General features: G+C 45.6%; 28 protein-coding genes. All 28 read left to right on the plus strand.

The genetic code is table 11. The annotated features are described in order from the left end of the window. Window positions 1–874: 874 nt before the first annotated feature. The 28 genes from KVG29_RS11115 to KVG29_RS11255 all read left to right on the plus strand — a co-directional run bounded on the left by KVG29_RS11115 (window position 875) and on the right by KVG29_RS11255 (window position 24517). Window positions 875–1369: a M23 family metallopeptidase gene (locus tag KVG29_RS11115; protein WP_252228516.1), complete on the plus strand. Its 495-nt coding sequence runs from the start codon at window positions 875–877 to the stop codon at window positions 1367–1369. Window positions 1370–1562: 193 nt separating this feature from the next. Next, on the plus strand, window positions 1563–2303 hold the full coding sequence (locus KVG29_RS11120) for a CpaB family protein (protein WP_252228517.1): 741 nt from the start codon (window positions 1563–1565) through the stop codon (window positions 2301–2303). Between the two features lie 20 nt (window positions 2304–2323). After that, the gene (locus KVG29_RS11125) at window positions 2324–3085 is read left to right on the plus strand and encodes a CpaE/TadZ family protein (RefSeq protein ID WP_252228518.1); all 762 of its coding nucleotides are present in this window, start codon (window positions 2324–2326) and stop codon (window positions 3083–3085) included. Then, window positions 3030–4265: a TadA family conjugal transfer-associated ATPase gene (locus tag KVG29_RS11130; protein ID WP_252228519.1), complete on the plus strand. Its 1236-nt coding sequence runs from the start codon at window positions 3030–3032 to the stop codon at window positions 4263–4265. The genes KVG29_RS11125 and KVG29_RS11130 overlap by 56 nt, the downstream gene beginning before the upstream one ends. A gap of 23 nt (window positions 4266–4288) precedes the next feature. Then, on the plus strand, window positions 4289–5200 hold the full coding sequence (locus tag KVG29_RS11135) for a type II secretion system F family protein (protein WP_252228520.1): 912 nt from the start codon (window positions 4289–4291) through the stop codon (window positions 5198–5200). Next, window positions 5197–5970 (plus strand): type II secretion system F family protein, encoded by a 774-nt coding sequence (locus KVG29_RS11140; protein WP_252228521.1) that lies wholly within the window; start codon window positions 5197–5199, stop codon window positions 5968–5970. The genes KVG29_RS11135 and KVG29_RS11140 overlap by 4 nt, the downstream gene beginning before the upstream one ends. A 70-nt stretch (window positions 5971–6040) precedes the next feature. Then, on the plus strand, window positions 6041–6337 hold the full coding sequence (locus KVG29_RS11145) for a hypothetical protein (protein WP_252228522.1): 297 nt from the start codon (window positions 6041–6043) through the stop codon (window positions 6335–6337). 121 nt (window positions 6338–6458) lie between these two features. Then, entirely contained in the window at window positions 6459–6857 is a 399-nt protein-coding gene (locus KVG29_RS11150; protein ID WP_252228523.1) for a hypothetical protein, read from the plus strand. Further along, a complete protein-coding gene (locus tag KVG29_RS11155; RefSeq protein ID WP_252228524.1) occupies window positions 6854–7285 on the plus strand; it encodes a hypothetical protein in 432 nt (143 codons plus the stop codon). Before KVG29_RS11150 ends, KVG29_RS11155 begins: the two co-directional genes overlap by 4 nt. Continuing rightward, complete coding sequence (locus KVG29_RS11160) at window positions 7263–7832, plus strand: CpaE/TadZ family protein (protein ID WP_252228525.1); 570 nt, start codon at window positions 7263–7265, stop codon at window positions 7830–7832. The genes KVG29_RS11155 and KVG29_RS11160 overlap by 23 nt, the downstream gene beginning before the upstream one ends. A gap of 4 nt (window positions 7833–7836) precedes the next feature. Next, the gene (locus KVG29_RS11165; RefSeq protein ID WP_252228526.1) at window positions 7837–8271 is read left to right on the plus strand and encodes an A24 family peptidase; all 435 of its coding nucleotides are present in this window, start codon (window positions 7837–7839) and stop codon (window positions 8269–8271) included. Window positions 8272–8405: 134 nt separating this feature from the next. Further along, entirely contained in the window at window positions 8406–9419 is a 1014-nt protein-coding gene (locus KVG29_RS11170) for a ParM/StbA family protein (protein ID WP_252228527.1), read from the plus strand. A 347-nt stretch (window positions 9420–9766) separates the two neighbouring features. Beyond that, entirely contained in the window at window positions 9767–10102 is a 336-nt protein-coding gene (locus tag KVG29_RS11175) for a hypothetical protein (RefSeq protein ID WP_252228528.1), read from the plus strand. Window positions 10103–10120: 18 nt separating this feature from the next. Further along, window positions 10121–10651 carry a RusA family crossover junction endodeoxyribonuclease gene (locus tag KVG29_RS11180; RefSeq protein WP_252228529.1) on the plus strand — a complete coding sequence of 177 codons (531 nt, stop codon included), beginning with the start codon at window positions 10121–10123 and terminating at the stop codon, window positions 10649–10651. Window positions 10652–10870: 219 nt separating this feature from the next. After that, complete coding sequence (locus tag KVG29_RS11185; protein ID WP_252228530.1) at window positions 10871–11818, plus strand: hypothetical protein; 948 nt, start codon at window positions 10871–10873, stop codon at window positions 11816–11818. Continuing rightward, a complete protein-coding gene (locus KVG29_RS11190; protein ID WP_252228531.1) occupies window positions 11818–12432 on the plus strand; it encodes an HD-GYP domain-containing protein in 615 nt (204 codons plus the stop codon). The genes KVG29_RS11185 and KVG29_RS11190 overlap by 1 nt, the downstream gene beginning before the upstream one ends. 22 nt (window positions 12433–12454) lie before the next feature. Further along, window positions 12455–14296, plus strand: coding sequence for a VirD4-like conjugal transfer protein, CD1115 family (locus tag KVG29_RS11195; protein WP_252228532.1), 1842 nt, complete (start codon window positions 12455–12457; stop codon window positions 14294–14296). A gap of 175 nt (window positions 14297–14471) precedes the next feature. Beyond that, window positions 14472–15314: a S1 RNA-binding domain-containing protein gene (locus tag KVG29_RS11200; RefSeq protein ID WP_252228533.1), complete on the plus strand. Its 843-nt coding sequence runs from the start codon at window positions 14472–14474 to the stop codon at window positions 15312–15314. After that, window positions 15292–15789 (plus strand): DUF5697 family protein, encoded by a 498-nt coding sequence (locus tag KVG29_RS11205; protein ID WP_252228534.1) that lies wholly within the window; start codon window positions 15292–15294, stop codon window positions 15787–15789. Before KVG29_RS11200 ends, KVG29_RS11205 begins: the two co-directional genes overlap by 23 nt. Window positions 15790–15958: 169 nt before the next feature. Beyond that, window positions 15959–16225: a hypothetical protein gene (locus tag KVG29_RS11210; protein ID WP_252228535.1), complete on the plus strand. Its 267-nt coding sequence runs from the start codon at window positions 15959–15961 to the stop codon at window positions 16223–16225. A gap of 180 nt (window positions 16226–16405) precedes the next feature. After that, window positions 16406–18025: a recombinase family protein gene (locus KVG29_RS11215; RefSeq protein WP_252228536.1), complete on the plus strand. Its 1620-nt coding sequence runs from the start codon at window positions 16406–16408 to the stop codon at window positions 18023–18025. Beyond that, window positions 18009–18422 carry a manganese catalase family protein gene (locus KVG29_RS11220; RefSeq protein WP_420840558.1) on the plus strand — a complete coding sequence of 138 codons (414 nt, stop codon included), beginning with the start codon at window positions 18009–18011 and terminating at the stop codon, window positions 18420–18422. Before KVG29_RS11215 ends, KVG29_RS11220 begins: the two co-directional genes overlap by 17 nt. A gap of 121 nt (window positions 18423–18543) precedes the next feature. After that, entirely contained in the window at window positions 18544–18738 is a 195-nt protein-coding gene (locus KVG29_RS11225; protein WP_252228538.1) for a hypothetical protein, read from the plus strand. Between the two features lie 413 nt (window positions 18739–19151). After that, window positions 19152–19352 (plus strand): hypothetical protein, encoded by a 201-nt coding sequence (locus KVG29_RS11230; RefSeq protein ID WP_252228539.1) that lies wholly within the window; start codon window positions 19152–19154, stop codon window positions 19350–19352. 489 nt (window positions 19353–19841) lie between these two features. After that, window positions 19842–21284 (plus strand): group II intron reverse transcriptase/maturase, encoded by a 1443-nt coding sequence (gene ltrA, locus KVG29_RS11235; protein WP_420840559.1) that lies wholly within the window; start codon window positions 19842–19844, stop codon window positions 21282–21284. A 271-nt stretch (window positions 21285–21555) separates the two neighbouring features. Continuing rightward, window positions 21556–22323, plus strand: coding sequence for an SDR family oxidoreductase (locus KVG29_RS11240; RefSeq protein ID WP_252228541.1), 768 nt, complete (start codon window positions 21556–21558; stop codon window positions 22321–22323). 54 nt (window positions 22324–22377) lie between these two features. Next, window positions 22378–23217, plus strand: coding sequence for a L,D-transpeptidase family protein (locus KVG29_RS11250; RefSeq protein ID WP_276576534.1), 840 nt, complete (start codon window positions 22378–22380; stop codon window positions 23215–23217). A 505-nt stretch (window positions 23218–23722) separates the two neighbouring features. Continuing rightward, on the plus strand, window positions 23723–24517 hold the full coding sequence (locus KVG29_RS11255) for an HAD-IIA family hydrolase (RefSeq protein ID WP_252228542.1): 795 nt from the start codon (window positions 23723–23725) through the stop codon (window positions 24515–24517). Window positions 24518–24662 lie beyond the last annotated feature (145 nt).

Here is a 24662-nt window from a genome sequence, read left to right on the forward strand (position 1 = left end):
ATCTTACTTATTAAGCACTCTTAATTACTGTGTTTTTATATTTTTAGTCTATATTCTGTTGCCAAAGTCCATGTTTTGATAACAATTCTCTTATCGTTGACTTTTTCATTATTTATTTGACACTACCGTGATGAATTTATGATAAATAAATTTACCACAGCTTTAGTAACTATGCCATATTTAATTTTTGGTAGCTTTACCAATTCCACTGCCTTTTTTGCAGAACAAGAGTCACCTTAAAACCGAAGATGTAACAACGCAGGCACAGTATACTTCAAGCAACACTACAATTGTGACGGTAAATTCGAGTGGAGTTATAACCGGCAAAGCAGTAGGACAGGCAGTAGTGACGGCAACATACAAAGGCAAGCAAGCACAATGTACTGTGACGGTGCAGGAACCAGAAAAAACAGTTGCCGGAACAATAACAATCAGCAAAACCCCAACATACGTTTTTACAAAGTTTAACAAGACACCAAGCGGTCAGCCATCAAACATGGATATAACCATAAGCTGGAGCAATCTTAATCTGCTGATTCTAAGGGCCGATAAAACGGTACTACACAGTGAACCTATAACAGTAACGCGAGCAGAATCACAGCACAGAATAAACCGGTATACTCAACCGGAGACGTACTCATGGGGGACACTAGTCTACAGTAAACTGACAAACAATTCTCCGGGCAACGGATCATACCGTGCAATTTACGAGTACAATAAAGCAGGTAAACCGAATTCTCCGTTTACGTTTACGGGGTACTATATCCACGAAGGACAAGAAAAGAGTTTTTCAATAACTGTTAACATCCCTGTGAACAGTATTTCCACAACGCTTTTAAGACCGTCAACCATACTGACACTATCGCCTAACTTTTTGTCTGCACTTACGAATTACAGTGGTCATAATGTATGGAAATACAGCGGAGTATGGCCTGCAAGTGGAGTGCTAACACTAGGTGGATCAAGTGGTGAACTTGAGTGGCCGGTACCGGGCAATACAACAATATCGTCGTACTTTGGCAGACGGATTGACCCGATAGACAATATCGTGCGTATGCACTATGGCATAGACATTCCCGCACCGGAAGGTGCGAATATAATAGCACCAGATGACGGCAAGGTTATATTTGTCGGTCAGGATGAAGGATTCGGCAACATGTTAGTGATACGCGCCGGTAGTTATGATTTTATATTCGGGCATTGCAGCAGGATTGAGGTAACTACAGGCCAGACGGTACGCAGAGGGCAGATAGTGGCGAAGGTAGGCAGTACCGGTCGTTCAACAGGTCCGCACCTTGACTTCCGCGTCACACTTGGCCCATACACACAGGGCAATTATATTGACCCGCTCACGGTCGTAAAACCGTAAAATCGGCAAATTTAACAGAAAGGAGGAAAAAGGAGCTGTCTTTCAGTATGCGGGACTGAAAGACAGCTCCTTATTTTTGCCATGCAGGACAAAATTGTTCCGATTGTTATTGGTGCTTTATCCGTTTTCTTTGTCTCGTTGTATATGTACTGGTGCCTTATCAAGAGCAAATAAAAACAAGAAGGAGGTGTAGATGCCGCTTTTCTTCAAAAGAAGCGGCAAAAAAAGCATGAACAGGATAATAAAAATAGCAACTGCAGCAGCCATTCTTATTTTCGTGGCTGCCTATCTTTTCTTTTACAACAAAGAGGGTACGACAAACGTGGTGGTAGTACAGCAGCAGATAAGCGAGACAACGGAAGTAGCGCCATCGATGATAACCGTAAAACCCATGCCAGTGAGTGCGGTACCGCGGGATGTGGTTAAGTCTCCCGATGAGGTAGTGGGCAAGATGCTCCTCGTGGGACGTATGCCGGGCGATCTCATCCCCCGCTCAATTGTGGTATCACCGGAGGATGTGGAACTCAAGGAAGATGAAATCCTCCTCAGCATACCCATTCCCGCCATGGACAGCAGCGTTGCACAGTTTAACAAAAAGATCATACTGGCTCTTTTGCCGTCCAGCCAGGCAAATGTTACACCGATTCTCATAGACAACATAGAGATACATCAGATAAAAAGCATTGCCAGCACTACCGGCGGTCAGCAGCAGTATGCAATAATCAAGACCACTCTGGATAATGCACGGCTTATGATACCCTACATTGCAAGCGGTGCTTACAAGATACTCAATAACAAGGGTCAGCCGCTGTCTGCAGAGAGAACGGGGCAGCAGCCCGCCAATACTGCTTCATCTACTGATGTAAACAATGTAAACAATGTAAACAACACTGAACAAGGCAACTCTAATGTAAACGAAAAAGTTTTACCATAAAGAGAAGGGGGTGACGTGCATTGATAGTGACAGTATATTCTCCAAAGGGTGGGGTGGGAAACACGCTTTTAACCCTTGCGCTAGCAAGGGAAGCGGCAAACAGACTCAAGGTCTGCGCTGTGGAGTTTGACTTCACACCCGGCGACTTTCCCTCGCTGCTGGACATTGACAGGAGAAAGAACGTTTACACGGCAATGCGGAGTGGCATTGAGTATGCAGCACAGCGTCCGGAAGGCGAAAAGTTTAATGCCATACCGGGCGGTTACGCAGATATACCAGAGCGATTTGAGGAAAACGATGTACACAATTTATTTGCTGGACTGACAAAAGTATACGACCTGATACTGGTTGATATTCAACCCCTTTTTTGTCCGGCCATCATAGATGCACTCAACGCTGCGGACAGGACCATACTGGTATCGGTTGACAACTGCTCGGTTGTTAGCCGCACAATAGGTGCTCTGGACTGGGCAAGTACAAACAATTTTATAGACCTTACCAGGTTTGTGCAGGTTGTAAACATGCACAAACGGAAGGGAATGGAGTGCGTAAACCTGACGGGTCCTCAGATACCGGTCATACACACCATACCGTATTTGAGGGGACTGAGTTCCTACCGCGATATCCGGCTGAAGAAACACATGCAGTTTATCCTTCACCATTTAATGCCGGATATTTTTGAAAAGCCAAAGAGCGGTCTGTTGGCCTTTTTAAGGGGGGTAAAGGATGGCGCAAACTCTGACGGAAAGATCCTGGACGATAAACAAGACCAGAACGGCTGATTATGACCTGATAGCACAGGCCGTAAGACCGGAGCTTATAGGCATCACCGGTCTTGACAATATAAAGATCGCTGTCAGGGATGCGGTATCACGCTATCTGGAAGTCAATTTTCCGCACTATCTGGCCGACCTGGACATAGTAATTGATGAGGTTTACAACCGATTGTACGGGCTGGGACCGCTGGAGAAATACCTGCGCATGGATGGTGTAACCGACATAATAGTGTTTGGCACCAGGATAATGTACGTCAAAGACGGGGTAAAGTACGATGCTCCCGAGAGTTTTAAAGACCTGCATCAGGTCGAAACGGTGTACCGGCGCATAGTTGCGGCAGCCAACAAGAACATATCTGAAGCCGAGCCGTCGGTCGACGCAGAGCTATATGACGGGTCCCGCGTACTGGTGGTCATTCCCCCCGAAGCTGCCGAACCGTATATAGTGATACGCCGTCACCAAAAGCTAATGCAGAAGTTAGATGAATTAGCGGAAGGGCTGCCCGATTTGTTGGCTCCCGTAACCAAAACGGTACGGAAGTCACAAATTTACAGGGGGAAAAAGCGCACCGAGTCCTTCAGCGGTACGGTAGCCGAATACCTGATTGACGCCGTAAAAAGCCGCAAAAACATCATGGTAATAGGCGAGACCGGCGCAGGAAAGACCACACTTATAAACTCGCTGACACATTACATTCACCCCAATCATATTGTGGCGGTGCTTGAGGACACCAGGGAAATACAGGCCCCACTGAAATATGTTTATTATTTCAAGACCCGCGACAGGACGGAGGGAGCACGTGCAATAACGTATGAGGACCTCTTAAACGATTGTCTGCGTGCCAACCCTGACCGGATAATCCTGACGGAGATCCGTACACCGGAATCGGCTTTTACGCTCGTGAACGTGCTGAACAGCGGGCACAGAGGCTCAATGACGACCATACACGCAAGCTCATCACTGCTGGGGCTGGATAAGCTGGAGACGCTCATAAACGAGTACAAACCGCTGGACAAGGTGTTAATACGGCGCATGATAGCCAGGGCGATAGATGTCCTGGTTTATCTTTATCTTGAAAGCGATGAGCTGGGCAATACCAAAAGGCGCGCGATAGGGGAGATAGCGGAACTCCTGGATGTGGACGATAACGGCAATTACGTACTGGAGTACATTTACGGGGGCTGATAGCAATGACCTTGATCCTTTTTATGGCGGCAATAACCGCTGTGGGCGGATTCATGGTTGTGATACTTATTTATTCCTGCAGGGAATACCGGAAGCAGAAGCTCATCAGCCTGCTCGAACGGCAGATGGTAGCTCCGCGTGCGAAACGCTCATTCAGTCTGCTGGAAGCACTGGGATACAACAACCTCATCACAGATATAAGCAATCTTTTAAACCGTGCCGGGTTGAGCCGTATCAATGCTGAAGATGCCTTTTTAACTTTTGTGGTGCTCGATACTCTGATATTTGCGGCAATGGTGATACTGGGGTTTGGCTGGTTAAGTGCAGTGGTCCCCGTTATTTTAGTGTTTGCCGTCCCGTGGTTCTTGAACATGGTCGGTGTCAGGCGTCATGTAAAACTCAATCACCAGTTTGTAGAAGCCGTCCAGGACATAGCGGACTACTTAAAGATAGTGCCGAATCTGGAAAATGCTATCCGAAAGGTGGTAGAGGAAACGGAACAGCCTTTACGCGGCGAGCTGCTTAAGATACTGCACAAGGTGGATACGGGTATAAATTTGCTCACGGCACTCCGCGATTTTGCTCGGACATCGGAAAGCACGATGATAGACTTCTGGGTGGACAGCATTGTGTTTGCATACCAGATGCGTGCCTCCGTAGCTGACGTGTGCGAAGATGTGTCAAAGAAGATAAAACAGCGCATGAAACAAAATGCACAGGTATCCACCAAGCTGACAGAGATAAAGACGATGATGTTCGGTATAGCAGGTGTCATGGGCGGTATAATGTTCTTTATCTTTTCATCCTCACCTGAATTTTCTGCAGCTTTTAATACCGTTGTAGGCAAAATTGCCCTTGCTTATACGGTAGCCAGTTATGCTGGTTCAACGCTGTACATCCTCCGCCGTATCAATAAGGAGGTGTCCGAGCTTTGAAGCTCAAAAAGTCCGGCCCTAGACGGGTAAACTTTGTTAAAAAGGGCATAGTTGAAAAGGTTGTCGGTGAAAACCTGTACAGACGTATCGACCGCGACCTGCGCAATGTTGGCGGCGTACGCCTCTTCGTATTCGAGGTAAAGACCGCTGAAGAGTTTTTTTCGGCAGTCATGGTGCTCGCAGGTTTTTTGCTCCTGATTATTGCTCTGGGGATTGTACGCGGTATCAGCCCCTTGATGCTCATCATTGGAGCGGCCGGGTTTTCGATACTGATATACGTCAATTACCAGAAGCCCATTGATGAATACAAGGCACGGCTTATGAGGGACAGCGAACTACCGGCAGTGGTGAACGTGCTCGTGCAGGGACTATCGGTAGAAATGCCGGTTGAAAATATATTGCAGTACATTGCCGAAAACAAGACGGGGGTTATGCGTGACATTATAAAGGATGCGGTTGACCGCCTGAACCTGGGCGTACCGCTTGAAGTATCGCTGCAGGAAGCGGCAGACAAAAGCATGAACAAATATTTCCAGCGTGTGGTGCGCGTCCTCATGAAGTCCAAAGAATCCCCGCGCGGTCTGGCGGCACAGCTGCAGGATATATTAAACGACATAGAAGAAGAGCGCCTCAATACAAAAATGAAGCGCGCTACACTGCTCGACAACGGACTGTTTGTCGTTGTGTTCCTGGGGTACTTTATCCCGCTCCTTGTGATGATACTTGTGCCGCTTTTAGCAAACATGGGCGCATTGAATATTTTTCGATAATGCCAAAAGACCGGATAAACTCCGGTACCTATACAAAAAAATAAAAAACTTTTAAAGGGAGATATGCAGGATGCAGAAGGGTATTATGAATTCTCTACACTCTGTAAAGGAGGAGGTGAAGGAGGGTATGCTGAAAAGCTATATCGCCGTCAGCAACAGGGTAAAGGACTTTTTTGCAGACAAAAAGGCTGTGTCCCACCTGCTGGAAGTGGTAGGCGTACTGGCACTTGCCGCACTCATCCTGGTAGTAATATTCCCTGGTGCACGTGACACGATAAAGAATGTTTGGAACGACATGATAGGTAATATCACAACCACTCTCAATACCAACCCCGGTTCCACTGGTTCTACTGGCTCCTGGCAGTAAAAATTTAGACAAATGGGGGAAGGCGAAAAGCCTTCTCCCATTTTTGCTTTTGGTAAAAGGGAGGTGATGCGGTCATTACTGAAAGGATTAATTTTTCCGGCACAAAGGAGGGTTCATATCCATGCATGGGTTATTAAAAGACCGACATGGTGTGTCCGAACTCATGGTGACAGCCTTCATGCTGTTTATCATGTTTCTTGTAGCCGGTATGATTATCCAGCTAATAGGCGTGGCAACCGCACAGCTTGCCGTAAATGCTGCGGCTTTTTCAGCAGCACGTGCTGCGGTCAAAAGCGAAGCACCATATGAAACTGCTGTAGCCGTGGCAAACGAATACGGCCAGCGCTTTCTCGCAGGCTGGGACGAACGGTCCGAAATAATATTTTCAGCCCCTGACGGTATCTCTCCCGGCAGCAAGATCACGGTGGAAATAACCTATACCGTACCGCAGTTTTTCACCGTTTTCCCACCGCCACAGGTCAGGGGAGTAAGCTCGCAGGTTATGGAGGAACTGCCATGATAGTCAGGGATAAGCGAGGAGTTGGCATGGTACTCTTTTATTTTCTGCTCATGGCCGTCTCGTTCATGTTTGTTTTGCTGTACTTCAACACTTTTCTGCTTGTAAACGAAAAGAGTATGGTGGACATCATAGCCGATGAGGCGGTAACAGCAGCGGTGCGTGAACTCTACAGGGTAGCATACAGTGAAATAGCAGCATATGGTACGATATCGGATAAACAGGAGTACAAAGACGCAATAAAAACAGAGGAAAGATATAAAGATAGTGCCCTTATCGGACTATCTTGCTGGCGGGAATACCGTATCGAGACTGACACACACGCTGAAAAAGACCCTGCTCAAGGCCAAAAACCACAGGCAGGTGTACAGGCAGTCGGTTATAAGCGTGTGGTCCGTAAAAGGCGGAGTGGGGCGGACAACCCTTGTTAAGACCCTTGCCCTAACCGTTCCAAAAGACTTAAAGGTGCTCATCCTTGACCTGAACTTTCAGGACGGCGGCAGTGATTTAAGCTACATGCTCGGTCTGGAAGCAATACCGCATGTGGGTATGTACTTGAAGTCCCGCACTCGCGAGGCCTTTGAAGAATGCCTCATAGAATTCAGACCCAATATTTATATCATGCAGGCCCCGCCGCGGCTAAGTCTGGTAGAAAACATAACACCTGAAGACGTCAAACAGATGATAGAGTACGGCAGGGCGCTGTTTGACTTCATAATCATCGACCTGCCGAACGAAAACAACGTGCTGGTACGTGCAGCACTGGAGGCATCGAATAAAGTCTTGCTGCTGACCAAAGCAACACCCGCCGAGATAAACCGCATAAGGGAAAACTGCAGTCGTTATGACTACGTCCTTGTGGTGGTCAACCCGGTGAGCCGCATGTGGCGCACATTTACAGACCTTTTGAGTGCGCCTGCTATAGAGGTAAAAGACCTGGATGCGCACGCAGAGGAGATACTGAAAGAGGTGGTGTGAAAGTATGCAGTTCCTTATATCTTTACCGATTGTTGGAGCAACAGCGTACACGGCATACACGGACTTAAAGCGCAGGGAGATAGACCACTGGCCGGTGCTGGCCATCTCCCTGTACGGCATTGCGTATAGACTTTTGACCAGTGGGATAATCGAAGCACTGGTGTCCGCTGCAGTGACCTTTACTATTCTTTACGCCGTGTACGTGGTGTCAAAGGGGAGACTAGGGGGAGGTGATGTAAAACTTTTAACTGCCCTGTCGATTTTCTTTGGCTGGCATTCGCCCCTTCTGGTATTTGTATCATGTATCATAGCAATAGTATACATACTTGTACAGGGCGTTGCAACGCACCAGAATCCCTTTAAGATTCAATCACCTTTTGCTCCGTCCATTTTTCTTGCGACCGTTTTGCTAAGCGTAGTTGTTGCAGTGCAGGGATAACCCTGTCGACCAGAATACCTCTGAAACGCACAAAATTGCCCGTATTTTGGTTTTTGTAATTCGGTAATACAAATTATATCCCTCATCAAAAAACGCTTTTTAAACGAAAATTTGAAGGAAGGAGAGGAGAAAAAATGCTAATAGGTATAGACATAGGATACGGTTATACAAAAGTTGTTACGGAGAACAATAACAAGGTGGTGTTTCCCTCGCTGGTAACAAGGGGTCATGATAGACAGCTGGCTGCCGCATGGAGTCAGGGAAACAAAGACCTACTGGAAAACCTGCACATAAAGATCATTGAGGCTACCGGGTATAAAGAATATTTTGTTGGAAAACTCGCCGAAAAACAGCTTTCATCGTCCTTTATTTTGGATGACAACAAGCTCAACCTGGACGAGACACACGTGCTGCTGGCAACGGGGTTGACGCTGTTCCTGCCGGAAGGAAAACACCAGGTCAAGGTAGCAACCGGCCTGCCGCTTGAGCAGTACGTGCACCAAAAAGAGCAGTTTGAATCGCTCCTTAAGAGCTTCACTGCAGAAGTCTTTTATGTCGACTTTGCGCAGAAGAAATATGTCGAGATATCGGACTTTTTGGTGTTCCCGCAGGCTGCCGGCGCTATTTACTACGTCATGATGAGCGACCCGCAAAAATACATGATAGAAAACTCATACGTTGGGCTTATCGATATAGGGTTTAAGACCACTGACTTTGTAGCTTTCTCGGTGAATGACACCTTCTCGCTGGAAGAGGAACTCTCCGGGACGGTGGACATCGGCATGTCCGATATGCTGGTTGCAGCCGACAGGCTTTATACGGAACGGACGGGCGGCTCAAAGCTCGCAACCTCGGACCTGCTGGCCCTGGTCGGAAAGGGTAAGATATTCTACCAGTCACAGTACCTGGATATAACAAGGGAACTCACAGAGGTGAGAGAGTATATAGCAAGAACGATACAGAACAGGGTGAAGGGGGTATGGGCTGAAAAGTTCAATCTGTTCAGCACAATCTTTATTTCCGGTGGCGGCGGCATAGACCTGTTCACATACTTCAAGAACTTCCATCCACGTGTGACCCTGGTTGAGGATGCACAGATGGCAAACGCAAAGGGATTTCTCAAAGTGGCAATGAGTAGGTTGAAATAGAAGATGATATCAGCCTCAAGGCCGCTTAAATAGCGGCTTTGAGGTGATTTCTCCTAAAAAATGATATCAACAATACCTTCCATAAATGGTATTTAAATACTTTTTCTAATTGAATACCCGAATTTTGATATCAGACTCTGGCCCTTGTCGCCAGCATAATTGAAGTAAGTTTTTTAAAATTTTGATATCAATTTTGATATCAAGCTCTAAACCAGATATGTCAAGCCGTGAAAGCCAAAATTTTTAAAAACTGATATCAAAACCAGAATTGGAATAAAAAGGGAGAGAAAGACGGTGCTCAATATATTTCTCCGTATAAGTGAAGATAAACATCCCGAACTGTACCGGTGGTTATCCACCATACCAAGCAACAACCGTGCCGAATTCGTGCGCCAGGTCCTCCTCAAATACCTGCAGTACGAAAAAAAATCGAGGCCTTCAACAATGCTCTGTCATCTCTTCATGGCCTTAATGAAAAAATAGACTCTATCCAGCAAGCCCTCCAAAAACTCGAAACGCTGGACGACATTGTCCGCCTGCTCAATGATATCTCACAAAAAGGTGTTCTTTCTCTCTCCCCCTCCAATTCCACAGTAGTGCAGCCGCATAACAACCAGCAAATAGATCCGCTCATGGAAAAACTGCAAAGGGGAATAGACCAAATTCTTTCTATGGGCAGATAGTTAAGGAGGTGCTTCTCGTTGAAAGACTCACTTGAAAAAACCCTTGCTATGGTGGAAAACCTGCGCCTTGAACTGCTCAAAATGGCAGACCGATACAATGCCGAACTCTTAAAATCTTCATCCGACATACCGGATGAAGATTTTATTGTCCCCCCGCAGTGCGACTGGAAGGTGGAAAACAGCGGCGACTACATCAAAATCACAATCCCGGACGTGCCTTTTAAAAACAAACGTACAAACAGAGAAAATTACAATCTATGGCAGAAAACTGTAAAGGCAGCTCTATGGAGTATAAAATGTCCGACCTATCCAAAAATCTTTGTATACATAAAACTGTTTTACCCGGGTAAATTCTGGGATGCTGACAACCGGCTTATAAAACCCATTCTTGATGGTATCGTTCTTTCCGGCCTTATAAAAGACGATACCGTTTCTCATCTTGCCTATGGCGTTGAGGGAAGTATAAGTGATACAATGCGTACAGAAATCTATATTTTCGATTACAACAACATGGCAAAAATTCTTCCTTTATTATGCGATAATGGATAAAAATGTAATTTTTTGTCGGGATTTTTTCTAATGTAGTCCCGACCTTTATTTGCCCCGATAATTATACAACCCATTTTTCTTGTTAATTTCAAGCTTTTCTTTACCAATTTTGTGCTCAAAAAAAGGCGAGGCTACGAGGCAGTATTCGCCATTGGCGAGTAACCTGTGGAAGTGCAGAAACTCATTTTAGAGAATCGATGAAAAAGGAGGGAAATAAATTTGTCTGCCTGTAAGAAAATAAGAATAACATCCAGGGATTGGGAATTGTTAAAGTATTTGGCGGAGTACGCCGTAGTTTCAGTGAACACCGTGGGAAAGATATTTGGCACAGAGAAATATCACGAAGACAGGTTAACCGAACTCAAGAAAGCAAAACTGATAAGCAGGAAGAAAAACCTGGTATACTTAACCAAAGCAGGAAGGGAGCTTTTAGAACAAAACAATTTTCCTTGTCGTGCATTGCCTGATTCGATATCTCGTGAAACACGTTATCCCAAGGTTGCAGATTTTGCAGTTAAAATATCAGGAAGTGGCTGGGATTTTATACCGAGCTGGCGGTACAAAGAGGAAAGAGGAGGATTGAGCCTTCGCGGTGCAAGACTATACGGCGTTATCAGCAACAAGGAGGTAGAGTACGCAGTATACAACATAGGGAAAGAGCCGCGTGATAAAAGCCTGCGCAATTTAAAGCAAGAAATAATGAACCTGCCGGTGACGCTGGGACTCAATCGTGCAGTGATATTTGCAGAGAGCGAGAAGGCGATGCAAGATTACGGGGAAGAGCCTATGGGACTAATTGAGCAGTGGCTGCTTTTATACAATGACGTCAATCTGGCGTTACTCAAGCGTGCTGCCAGAGAGAACATGATAAAGAAAGCGGCACAGTTATTGTTTGAGCATGGGGGGCCTCCTGAATGGAAGGGAGCGGACTATACGGTGGACAATGGCAGGCAGGCGGTGGTGCTGATATTCAACGACGTTGAGAAGATAGCCCGGCTGAACGAATATGCCGAACTTTTAGCATACAGGCGGATCCGGTCACAGGGCAATGTGGTGATAGTGTGTCTGAAAGACCGGGAGGAGTATTACAGGGAAAAGTACCCAGGGTTTGAGGTAATGGCAGTAGATGCAGAGAGACTGATTGAGAAAGATGGTGGTGATGAATAATGAGGATGACAAAGCACATAACGGAAGCGATAAAGATAAGCGAGGCATTTCGGGCGCAGGATTTAATATTGTGGAACCACTGTTTACGGACGACGCATATATCGATGGCCATAGCGGACGTGTTGGACTTACGCCGTTCGGAAGTAAAAGGGTTGGACGAAGCGGCATCTTATCACGACATTGGGATGGTTGCATTGCCGGAGAACATACGCAAGATGGCCCCCGTTCCATCAATGGTAACCCTCCCTCCGCACATGCAGGAAGTTTATGCGATGCATGTGAAGAAGGGGTATGAGTATGTGAAGCAAAACCGGTATTTGGGACACACATTACCCGGTGTGCTGTATCATCATGAACGGTGGGACGGCAGCGGCTATCCGGAGGGGTTAAAAGGTGAGGAGATCCCGTTAATGGCACGGATAATAGCGGTGGCGGACGAACTGGACGGTCTGGTAAACCCTGGTGGTGGCAGGGACAAACTGGCACTTGACTGGGCGCTTAACAGTATAAAACAGCGCTCAGGCACAGCATTTGATCCAGAGATAGTGAATGCATTGCTAAAAGTAAAGCGCATTTACTTAAGGGAAGCGCTTGATCTGTTTGTTGACCCATGAAGCAAGGGGGTGCAACAAACCAGTGGATGAACAAAAAACAAAAAAGCTGATAGCAGGAGCTGCAATGACAGCTCTTTATTTATTTGTGAGCATATGGCTGCTGGTACCACTTATAACCGGCTATGTGATGATAAAGAACGGTGAAGGAAATGCAGCAACAGTTTTGCCGGTGGTGAGCCAACTGTACCGCAACCCGGTATTGTGCATAAAGGAGCTTATAAGCCGTCATCTGTATGCACAGTGGTTGATAGTAAGTACCGCGCTATTCGGTTTTGTTTTGTTGATAGCATATGCAGCGAGAGCGAAGGAAAGCGGAGTACAGTACATACCCGAGGTGGGCACACACGGTACGGCGGGTTTCATGACGGAGAGCGAAGCAAGGAAGGTGCTGAATGTAGGCAGGTGGAGCGGGATAATATTTGGCGAGCTTAATGGCAGGGTAGTGAGTCTTCCGCCGGTGGCATATTTCAACCGGCACGTAGCGGTGTTTGGTGCGAGCGGGAGCATGAAGTCGAGGGCATATGTGCGGACGAACATACTGCAGTTGTCGAAAGAGGGCCACAGCATGATTTTGACGGACCCCAAGGGCGAGCTGGCACGTGACACAGCGGAGTACCTGGAAGGGATGGGGTACACGGTGAGGATATTCAATCTGGTGAACATGATGCGTTCGGACAGATGGAACCCGATAAGCGAGGTAACGAGCGATGTGGACGCACAGACGTTTGCGGAGGTAGTGATAGCGAATACAAAGATACCGGGGACGAAGGGCAGCGACCCGTTCTGGGACAGGGCGGAGCAAAACCTTTTAAAGGCGCTGGTGCTGTACGTGGTGAATGAATATCCGAAGGAAGAGCGGAACCTGGCGTCGGTGTACGCGCTGCTTGCGAAAAAGAATCGAGAGGAGATAGACAGGCTGTTTTTTCGCTTGCCGCTGGACCACCCGGCAAAGATGCCGTACAACATATATGCGCAGGCGGATGATAAGGTGCGCACGGGCGTGGTGATAGGCCTTGGCACGAGGCTGCAGGTGTTTCAGAACCAGCTTGTGGGCGAACTGACCTCAACCAGCGACATAGACCTTGTGCTACCGGCAAAGGAGAAATGCGCATACTTTGCAGTATTCCCTGACACCGACTCGACTTTTGACTTTTTAGCCGGTCTGTTTTTCTCGTTTTTGTTCATAAAGCTTATGCGGTATGCTGACCTGAATGGTGGCACGGGCGAAAAACAGGTATACTTTTTGCTTGACGAGTTTCCCAACATAGGTGCGATACCGGACTTCACGAAGAAGATAAGCACGATGCGCTCAAGGGGACTGCACTGTTCGATAATCTTTCAGAACATAGCGCAGCTGAAGAACCGGTATCCGAACGATGCATGGCAGGAGATAATAGGGAACTGCGACAGCAGGCTGTTTCTTGGTGCGACGGATGTAATGACTGCTGAGTTTGTGAGCGAGCTGCTGGGGAAGAGCACGGTGCGTACAATAAACACGCGGAAGAAAGCGGGACTGGAAGGCATTTTTGATTTTGGCGAGGTGTCGTTTGGCACCAGTTCAAGGAACCTGCTCAACACTGATGAGATACTGCGTTTACCGCATGACAGCGCCATACTGATTTTGCGCGGGCAGAAGCCGCTGATCATAAAGAAGCTGGACTATACAAGACATCCGCTGGCCGGGCAGTTAAAACCGGCTCCGATAGCGGAAAGGGAATGGGCAAAGGCGGCGACGACAGCCGGTACGGTTTCTGAGCGCAGCGAAGGACTGAAATCCCAAGATGCTGCTGGGCTTGAGAGGGACAAAGGCGGCGATGGGGAGAAAGAACAGGTAGGCGCGGTGAAAGACGACGACTTTTGGTGATAGAGAGGCGGGCAAACAAATGCCCGCTTTTTTTTATGAGAGCAAAAAAGCAACGGAAAAAGGGGGTGGCTCGATGCCTTAAATAACAAAATTTTCCAGTATTTAGGATAAACCTTTTTGAATCCGCGAAAAAGAGAAGAGCGAAAACTAAAAAGACAAAGGAGGATTGATTTCAATGGCAGTGAAACCATTGATGCTTGAAGAAGAGAAATGGAGGGACATATTCGCCTCAAGGCAGAGCGAGAGGATACTGACAGGGATTTTGTCAGCGGTTGAGAAGCACAAATTAAACGACAACCAGGTCGACTGCGGCGTTGTGTTTTACAACGGCATAAAGGTGATCATACCGATAACCGAGATGGGCGTGCGGGAGGACTGGCGCGTAATCCGGTCGATGATAGGCAGCGAGATTGATTTCATAGTGAAGGGCATAGACGTGGAGGAAGAGATAGCGGTCGCGTCGAGGGAGGCGGCGCAGGAACTACGACGGAAGCTGGAGCTGCCGAAACATAAGCCCGGTGACAGGGTGATGGTGCGGGTGGTAGCAGTGGGCAAAGACAGGATAAGGGTGGACTTATACGGGGTGGAGGTGGTAGTGCCGAAGAATGAGATCGAATACGGGTACGTAGCGAATCCGGCAGACCATGTTCAGATAGGCGACAGGGTCCCTGCGGTGATAAGGGAACTGGAGCTTATGACCGACCCGCCGAGGATAAAACTGTCGCTTAAGGATGCGAAACCCGATCCGTTTATAGACGTGCCGAGGAAATACCGGATAGGCGGTGAGTATCTGGCGGTGGTGACGGGCCTGCCGCCGTATGGAGTTTTTGTGAACCTTGAGCGGGGCGTATCGGCGCTTTGTCCGTATCCCCGGTGGAGCAACTTTGACCTTGAGGTGGGTGACAGGGTACTTGTGAAGATAAAGAAGATAAACGTGGGTGAGCGCAAGATAACGGGATCGCTGGTGCGCTTGGTAAGGAAGGGAGTGTTGGACAATGGCTCCTTATTTGTCCGGTAAGGAGCGTCAGCTTATAAACTTCATGCGAGAGTATAAAACTGCGACTAGACAGCAGCTCAAGGAGCTTGTCAATGCAACTGACAGGCTCCTTGAGAAGGCTGTAAACAGCACGATGATACGCCAGGACGGTGAAATATATTACCTGGGATCAAAGCCGGATTACAGGATGATAAAGGCTCTGGAGGTTTTGGTCCACTTCAGGAAGAGGGTAAGCTGGCATATGCGCGGCGATTTTCCGTTTCAAATTAGTTTTTACATGAACGACAAGGTGTTTGACGTTGCAGTGATAGAGGAAGGCGAAGAGGCAATGATGAGCGCAGCAATAAACAGGACAATAGCAGAGAGGGTGATAGTTGTGGTGGAAAATATTGAAAGCACAAAGCAAATAAGAATTGATAAACCTGTGCGGTTTTGCACCGTTAACCCATTGCGTTTTCTGTGTGAGGGGGTGTCAAGGACAGGGCATTGTCAATAGAATGTAATGACGATGACCTTTCAACAGGCTGATAGCTAAAGCAGTGTGCTTGAGGGTTTTATGCTGAATATAAGTTTCCGGGAGGGAAACTTACGCGGGTGCTGTAGAATAATCTCCACACCCGTGTAAGTTTCCGTCGATGAGAAAGAAATCCCATCTTTATTTAAAGGTGGGAGGAGGTCACAATAAATCTGAGGGGAGGAGCGCTGTGATTGTGAACAGCAATATAAAAATTAGCATTTCGGATAGAGAAAGAGAAGAGCTGATAAAAAACTTTAAAATAGGGGTATTGTGCCAGTTACAAAAAGAGGGTTATATAACAGAAGAACAATTAAACAAGATGATAAGAGATATAAACAGCGCAACCTTTGCAGATAAAAAATACGTTGACCAAAAATATGCAGTAAATTTTGAAAAATCGACATTTCTAGCGTAAGAATACAGAATGTCTTATATTAGTTCACGGGTCTTGAGTGCACTCATATATATCTTTGTGATATAATCTAATGTTGAAGGTTTTCAGGTGCCGAATCCTCCAGGAAGGACAAGTATTGGCGCCAATATGGAAAGTGGCAGAGTATAGTAACTATGTCCTGGGGAGGGTGGAGTGTTTGGTATGTCTACCAGAAAAAAAAGGGTATGCGCGTATTGCAGGGTATCAACGGATAAAGATGACCAGGTGAATTCTTTTGAATCACAAAAGCGATTTTTTGAAGAATACATACGAAAAAATGATGAATGGGAATTGGTTGATATCTACGCGGACGAGGGGATAAGCGGCACATCAACGGAAAAGCGCACGGAATTCCTGAGAATGATTGAGGATGTCAAATACAAGAAAATAGATTTAATTCTGACGAAAGAAATATCGAGATTTGCCAGAAATACTCTGGATAGTATATACTATACCCGAAAATTGAAGAGCATGGGTGTAGGTGTAATATTTATCAACGATAATATTAATACCCTTGATGACGATGCCGAGTTAAGATTAACTATAATGGCAAGTTTGGCACAGGAGGAGAGCCGCAGGATATCGCAGAGGGTAAAATGGGGGCAAAAAAGGCAAATGGAAAAAGGTGTGGTGTTTGGCAGAGCGCCGCTGGGGTATGATCTTAAAAACGGCGTGTTGAGTGTTAATGAGGAAGAAGCGGAAATTGTGAGAATGATTTTTCATAAGTTTACCAATGAAGGGAAAAGCTTACATACAATTGCAAGGGAATTGTATGAGGCGGGCATAAAGACCAAAAGGGGCAATCTTCACTGGAGTAATGTCACAGTTTTAAAGATTTTACGCAATGAAAAATATGTGGGTGATTTATGTCAGAAGAAAACCTTTACGCCAGATTTTTTGACCCACAAAAAGAAGTATAACAAAGGACAGGAAGAAATGATATATATAAAAAACCATCACGAGCCGATTATCTCAAGAGAGCTGTGGGAAGCGACACAAAGAGAATTGCAAAGAAGGAATACGATTAAAGAACAAAAAAGCAAGCACAGTAATCGGTACTGGTGCAGCGGAAAAATATTTTGTGGCAAATGTGGGAGCAGATTTGTTGGCAGGGTTAAAAAATTGAAAAACGGGGATACATACAGGGCATGGAGATGCGAAGAGTTTGTCAGGCATGGTACGAAAAAAACCGATAAATTGGGTAATGTCATTGGTTGCAGTCAGGGATCGATTAATCATGTTGTGTTAGGCGAAATAATCGGATATATCCTTAAGAATGTGATTATAGACAATAAAGAACAAATCGTAAATGACCTTAAGGAACTTATCAAAAAGTATGAAACCCCTGTAAGGGTTAAGAGTGTAGATGGGTTATTAAAGCAAATAGAGAACATTAACAGGAAAAAAGAGAAATTAATTGACAGTATGCTGGAGGGGGTTATATCCAAACAGGATGTGGCTTTGATGAACGAAAGATACGATAAAGAGATTGAAGAGTTAAAGAAAAAGATAAAGAACATAGAGGAAATCAATATAAACAATCAGAAACGAGCGGACACGCTAAAATCATATATTGATAGAATCAATGCGCTGGTTGATGACCTTCAAAATCCTGAAGAGGTTTATAGAAGAGTGGTCGAGAAGATAGTGGTGCATGAAGATAAAATCCTTGAAATATATTTCAACTGCCTTGTCAAACCGATAAAAGTGAGGTATAAAGCCACGGGCAAACTGAACTACAGGATTCAAGTAGAAGTGCTCAATGATGAGCAATATTGTTAACGATATAGGTACCGAAGAACTAGCACACTTCGAAATAGTTGGTGCTATGGTCTACCAACTGATGAAAGGTGCTTGCCCTGAAGAAATTAAGATGGCTGATATGGGCACGTATTACGCTGACCATGATAATGCCGTTTATCCAAGCACTGGTACAGGTGTGCCTTTCACTGCTGCTTATATTCAGTCCAAGGGTGACCCAATAGCAGACCTTCATGAGGATTTAGCAGCTGAGCAAAAGGCGCGTGCAACATACGAAAATCTCATTAAGCTTGCTGATGATCCAGATGTAATTGATCCTTTGCGTTTTTTGAGAGAGAGGGAGATCGTTCATTTCCAGAGATTCGGGGAAGTGCTACAGAAGGTTCGAGAATACATGGAATCCAAAAAGTATTTTTAGCGTGTAATGGATAGGGCCTGAATATTCACAGTTTTTTATATTCTGACATATATTGTTTAATGAAGACAGAGCTCAAAGGCTCAATAAGAAAAGCGTGAATTATTAAAGGAGGTATGGTTATATGGGTTTCTTTGGTGACAGGGTATTAGGTGACGACGACAGCTTGCTCTTTTTCTTCTTACTGCTGGTAATCATATTCTGCAATTGTGGAATATTCAGGGATTCTGACGAGCTGTTGTTCTTCTTCCTAATACTGGTATTTTTGTTTAATGGAGACGGCATCTTTAGAGGAATTAGAGACTCCAAAGAATGCTAAAACGTTGACTGTGGCAAAAAGAGGGAGTGCTGCAGTATGCACGCTCCCTCTTTTTGATATCTCCGATAAAATCAAAATTACAAACTCAGAGCCTATTTTATGCGGTCTAAAACAAGGTGACTTCAGTGTAAATATCAAACTCTGGGGTATGCAATGGATAGCATTAAATATTCACAGTTTTTTATACTTTTACATATATTGTACTAAAGAGAGAAATAAAAGAACAAATCAAATAGTATTAATCGAATACTCTCGAAAAGTAGCTGAGCAACATAGGCACAACGATTGATTTTGTAGAACAACCTTGCAGAATAATTATGGGGTGAAGTCCCAAGACCGAACCTGCAAACAATCTAAAATAAGGCTCTCAGACTTTTCGAGAGCGTACTAATCATTAAAGGAGGTATGAGTATATGAGTTTCTTTGGAAGGAGATTAGGTGAAAAGGATGACAGTTTGCTTTTTTTCTTCTTGCTGTTGGTGATTATATTCTGCAATTGTGGGCTATTTAGGGACTCTGATGAGCTGTTGTTCTTCTTCCTGATCCTCGTGTTCCTGTTTAACGGTGATTGCTTCTTCCGAGGACTTGGAGGAGTATCGACAAAAGAAAACTAAGTATTAATTAAAGAAGAAAGAGGGAGTGCTGCAGTATGCAGACACTCCCTCTTTCTTGTTGTGCGCCCGGCATGGGCGATAGCTTGGCGGTGAAAATCCGCTGTGGGCTTGGCAGTGGGAACCACTAGCCAAAGGCAAGGGTGTCCACTGTGAGGTGGAATCTGAAGGAAGCCGGAGGCAAAGTCCCGACCCGATGAACAAGAACCGCATACGAGGCTGTATTGGAGCGGACGAGTTTGCAACACAAAACGAAGTCCAACACTGCCCGAACTTCATACAGTAAATGCGGCGGGTACATGGGATGAAGGCTGTCGCTCTTACCCGGGGAGGTCTGGCAGATACGCTATGGAGATGAATTTCAACATGGCAACCCGTGCAGTAATGTACGGCTGAACTGCCAGAAGTCAGCAGAGGCCATAGTAGATAGGTGGTCATGAACACCTACCGAAGGGCCGAACGTCAGGAGGTTTTGGAAGTTTGAGGTACTCGATGGATACACAAAGAAAGCAGAAAACTTCATATGAAGGCTGTCCTGCAAAGAATAGGGTGGAACCCGAAGGCATGCAGGAAGCGCTGAGTGTATCTGCGGCGTCCAAGAACGGAAGAAACGGCGACAACGGGTATTCCAGTAACCTGCTTGAAGCAATAGTGGACAGAGACAATCTGAACCGTGCTTACAAGCGAGTAAAGGCTAACGGAGGCAGCCCTGGAGTTGACGGTATGACGGTGGACGAACTTCTGCCCTACCTAAAACAACACGGTAATGCCATCCGACAGGCCATACTGGAAGGGACATACGTTCCGCAACCCGTCAGGCGAAAGGAAATTCCCAAGCCTGGTGGTGGAGTCAGACAGCTAGGTATCCCTACAGTAGTTGACAGAGTAATTCAGCAGGCTATTGCACAGGTGTTAACACCCATATTTGACACGGGATTTTCCGAACACAGTTACGGGTTCAGGCCGGGGAGGAGCGCAAAGGATGCCGTAAAGCAAGCAAGAACATACATCCAGGAGGGCTACCGATGGGTAGTGGACAACGACCTTGCCCGGTACTTTGATACCGTAAATCACGACAAGCTTATGAGCTTGGTGGCAAGGAAAGTAAGGGACAAAAGAGTGCTTAAGCTGATCCGGGCTTACCTGAAATCTGGGGTGATGGTGAACGGAGTGGTAGTGGAAGTAGAGAAGGGATGCCCCCAGGGTGGCCCTTTGAGTCCGTTACTTAGTAACATCATGCTGGATGAACTGGATAAAGAACTGGAGAAGCGGGGGCACAAATTTTGCCGTTATGCTGATGACTGTAACATCTATGTAAAGAGCCGAAGAGCCGGAGAAAGGGTTATGCAGAGCATAACAAACTTTCTTGAAGGCAAGCTAAAGCTGCAAGTCAACAGGGAGAAAAGCGCCGTGGACAGACCCTGGAAACGAAAGTTCCTGGGGTTTTCCTTCTACATAAAGGATGGAGTAGTAGGAATACGGGTCCACGACAAACCGATAAAGAAATTCATGGATAAAGTGAGACAAATACTATCCAGGAGTAATGGCCAAAGCACGGAACAAAGGATAGAGGCTCTCAACCGTTGCATCATTGGATGGGTAAACTACTTTGGGCTGGCGGATATGAGAAATCTGTCCCGTAGACTGGATAAATGGATTAGGCGAAGGATTCGCATGTGTATATGGAAACAGTGGAGGAAAATCAAAACAAGGCATGACAACCTAGTTAGGCTTGGATTAGAGGACTACAAGGCATGGGAATTCGCCAACACGAGAAAAGGCTATTGGAGGGTTTCCAATAGCCCAATATTAAGTCGCACTTTAACCAATGAATATCTTGCAAATCTCGGTTTGATAAGTCTGACACAGCAATACTCGAAGTACGCTAATTCTGACGAACCGCCGTATGCCAGGCCGGCACGTACGGTGGTGTAGGAGGGTCGGCGGCTAAAAAAAAGCCGCTCCCTATCCTAATTGCCTGTTTATGGGCGCATTACATCCATAAGCTTTGTTCTTTCTTAAATAAAACTTTTTGAGGGATTAATAATCTATCAGGAGAATTTGTAACAGCAGTTGATATGTTTGGGAATCTAACAAGGTAGTATTATGCGAATTGAAGGCTAATAAACAAATTTGTTCAATAACAGGTTATCTTGATATAATATGTGTGGCTACTATAATATTTTATTATAGAGGTGATGTAATTATGAAGTTTAGGGATAAGACTGTCATCGTTACGGGTGGAGCACAGGGAATAGGTATGGCTATTTCACTTACCTTTGCAGAAGAAGGCGCCAACGTGGTGATAGCCGATATTGATGAGGAAGCCGGAGAGGAACACGTGACTACTATTCGAGAACGGGGTGGACAGGCCATATTCATACCTACTGATGTATCGAAGGAGGATGATGTAAAAAATCTGGTTGAGCAGACAATAAAAGTGTATGAGGGAATACATATTTTGATCAACAATGCGGGTATTGGAAGCAGTGGTACGCTTTTTACCCGTCCTATGGAGGAATGGGATAGGGTGATAGGGGTTAACCTGCGGGGGCCTTATATGATGGCAAAATACTGTGCGCCTGAGCTTATGAAGGCAAACCCGGGAGTTATCATCAATATCGCATCTACTAGAGCACTCATGTCAGAACCCCATACAGAACCTTATTCTGCTTCAAAAGGAGGCCTTTTGGCTCTTACCCATTCGCTGGCTATTAGTTTAGGGCCAAAGGTTAGGGTTAATGCCATTAGCCCGGGATGGATTGAGGTATCTCAATGGCGGAAAAAATCCCAGCGCAGAGAACCCAACCTAAGGCCCCAGGACTTGGCTCAGCACCCTGTGGGAAGGGTGGGCAAACCGGAAGACATTGCTCAGGCTTGTTTGTTTTTAGCATCGCCGGCTGCAGGCTTTATCACGGGTACCAATTTAATTATAGACGGCGGTATGACTGTCAAGATGATTTATGAAGAATAAGATAACATAAACCCGTGACACACCTCATAGAATTGAAATAAGGGGGGTGTGAGGATGACCTATTCCAGCCGGTATTTGAGAATAGCTGATCCCTTAATGGAGGGTATAGATGTTCAAAATGTTCAACAACGCCTTAAAGAATTGGGTTTTTATGAAGGTGATGTGACCGGCATCTACGATAGGGAAACCGCTGAAGCGGTTCGAAGATTTCAACAGCAGAATGGATTGACTGCCGATGGCATAGTGGGCCCTGATACTTGGAATGCCATTGGCATAAGCCCGGAATTCCTTGAGCTTTTTAGCTCTGAGTATAATATCACAGTGGATTTAGAGCAAAAAGAATTGACACTGAAACAGGGCGAACGGTTCATCAAGGTATATCCTGTGGCAGTCGGAAAACCTTCTACTCCGACCCCTACTGGCAACTGGAAGATCATCCAAAAAACCGTCAATCCTGGAGGCCCTTTTGGTGCCCGTTGGATGAGGTTGAGCATACCGTGGGGAGGTTACGGGATACACGGCACTGACCAGCCCGAGACCATAGGGACGGCGGCGAGTCATGGCTGTATCAGGATGTATAATGAAGACGTGATTGAGCTGTACGATATTGTACCTGTTGGGACGGCGGTCAATATCGTCGGCGTGACGTTTACTGGGAGGGTACTGTATCTGGGTGTGGAACCGGGTGAGGATGTAAGAAGGATACAGGAGATATTGCAGGCTTTAGGCTACTATGATGGACCTCTGGATGCCGTTTACGATGAGGAGGTTAGGGATGCAATACTTGAGCTTCAAAGGGATTACGGTTTGATTCCCGATGGTGTAGTGGGGCCTAATACATATGGGGTATTGGAGGAGCTAAACGATATACTGCTGAATAACCAGGAGCCTTAACCTTCTGCCTTTCTTGATAGGTTGTGTTCTATAGATTGCGATGAATCAAAGGGATGTCAACATCCCTTTTTTTGTTTTTGGACAATTTTATTTTAAGCATATTTGAAGACGCTCAAGGGAGAATCTTTTTAAAAAGTATAAAGATGAAGAAGATGAACTGCTAAAAATGTGATAAAATATTCTCTGGATGATATATAAATGCAAAATATAAACTCGCTGCCGAATCTGCCGTTTCAAGCAGTTATACATCCCTGTTATGCCTCTAATTTACTAGGGGCAGTTAACAACAAGGAGAAAGTTATTATGTGCAATCTATAATACTCATAAAATTATGCGGAATACTCTCGAAAAGTAGCGGAACAACATAGGCACAACGATTGATTTTGTAGAGCAACCTTGCAGAATAATTATGGGGTGAAGTCCCAAGACCGAACCTGCAAACAAGCTAAAATAAGGCTCTTAGACTTTTCGAGAGCGTACTATGCGATAAAGGGGTATAAGATACATGATAAGCAACATTGGAGAGATATTGAAGAATAAAAAGTATTTCATATTGGATATGGATGGCACTTTTTACCTTGGAGATAGATTGCTGGATGGTTCTCTGGATTTTTTAGAGCGCGTAGAAAGGGTAGGTAAAAGCTATCTTTTTTTTACCAATAACTCATCCAAGAATGCGCTGGCGTATCAGCAAAAGCTGGCAAAAATGGGATGCAAGGTGGAGCAATCGAGGATTGTTACTTCAGGCATGGTGACGGTGGAGTATTTAAAGAACAACTATCAGAATTGTGACGTGTTTTTGCTGGGTACACAGATGCTCTATGATGATTTTAAGAAGAGAGGCATAAGGTTGGTGGAGGACAAGCCTGATGTAGTGGTAGTGGGTTTTGATACCACCATTACATATGATAAGCTATGTCGTGCCTGTAAATTTATCCGTGAAGGAGCACCATTCATTGCTACGCATTTAGATTTGAATTGCCCTACCGAGGATGGGTTCATCCCTGATTGTGGCGCCATCTGCGCTTTTATAACGGCTTCAACAGGGGTCAAGCCAAAGTATCTAGGTAAGCCTTTTAAGGAGACGCTGGAATATCTGCTAAAATATCTAGGCTGTTCCAAAGAGGATATCGTCTTTATAGGTGACCGCCTGTACACCGATATAGCCATAGGGTTTTATCACGGGGTCACCAGCGTGCTCGTTCTTACGGGGGAGACCAAACGGGAAGATTTGGGGAAGTCAGATGTCAAACCTGATCTGGTGGTGGAGCGTTTGGCAGACTTGATGCCGTTTATATAAAAAAACGGACCGCTGTATCGCGGTCCTTATGTAAGGGGTTTGGGGGTTTGGGTAACTTTACGTTTATTATCTTAACCAGCTTTTCAAAAATTAAACCTGGGGCCAAAAAAATTTTAAAAATTGAAGGAATTTTTTTGTGCGATTG

Origin of the sequence: Caldicoprobacter algeriensis (assembly GCF_023838525.1) — a bacterium.
Classification (GTDB): Bacteria; Bacillota; Clostridia; order Caldicoprobacterales; family Caldicoprobacteraceae; genus Caldicoprobacter; species Caldicoprobacter algeriensis.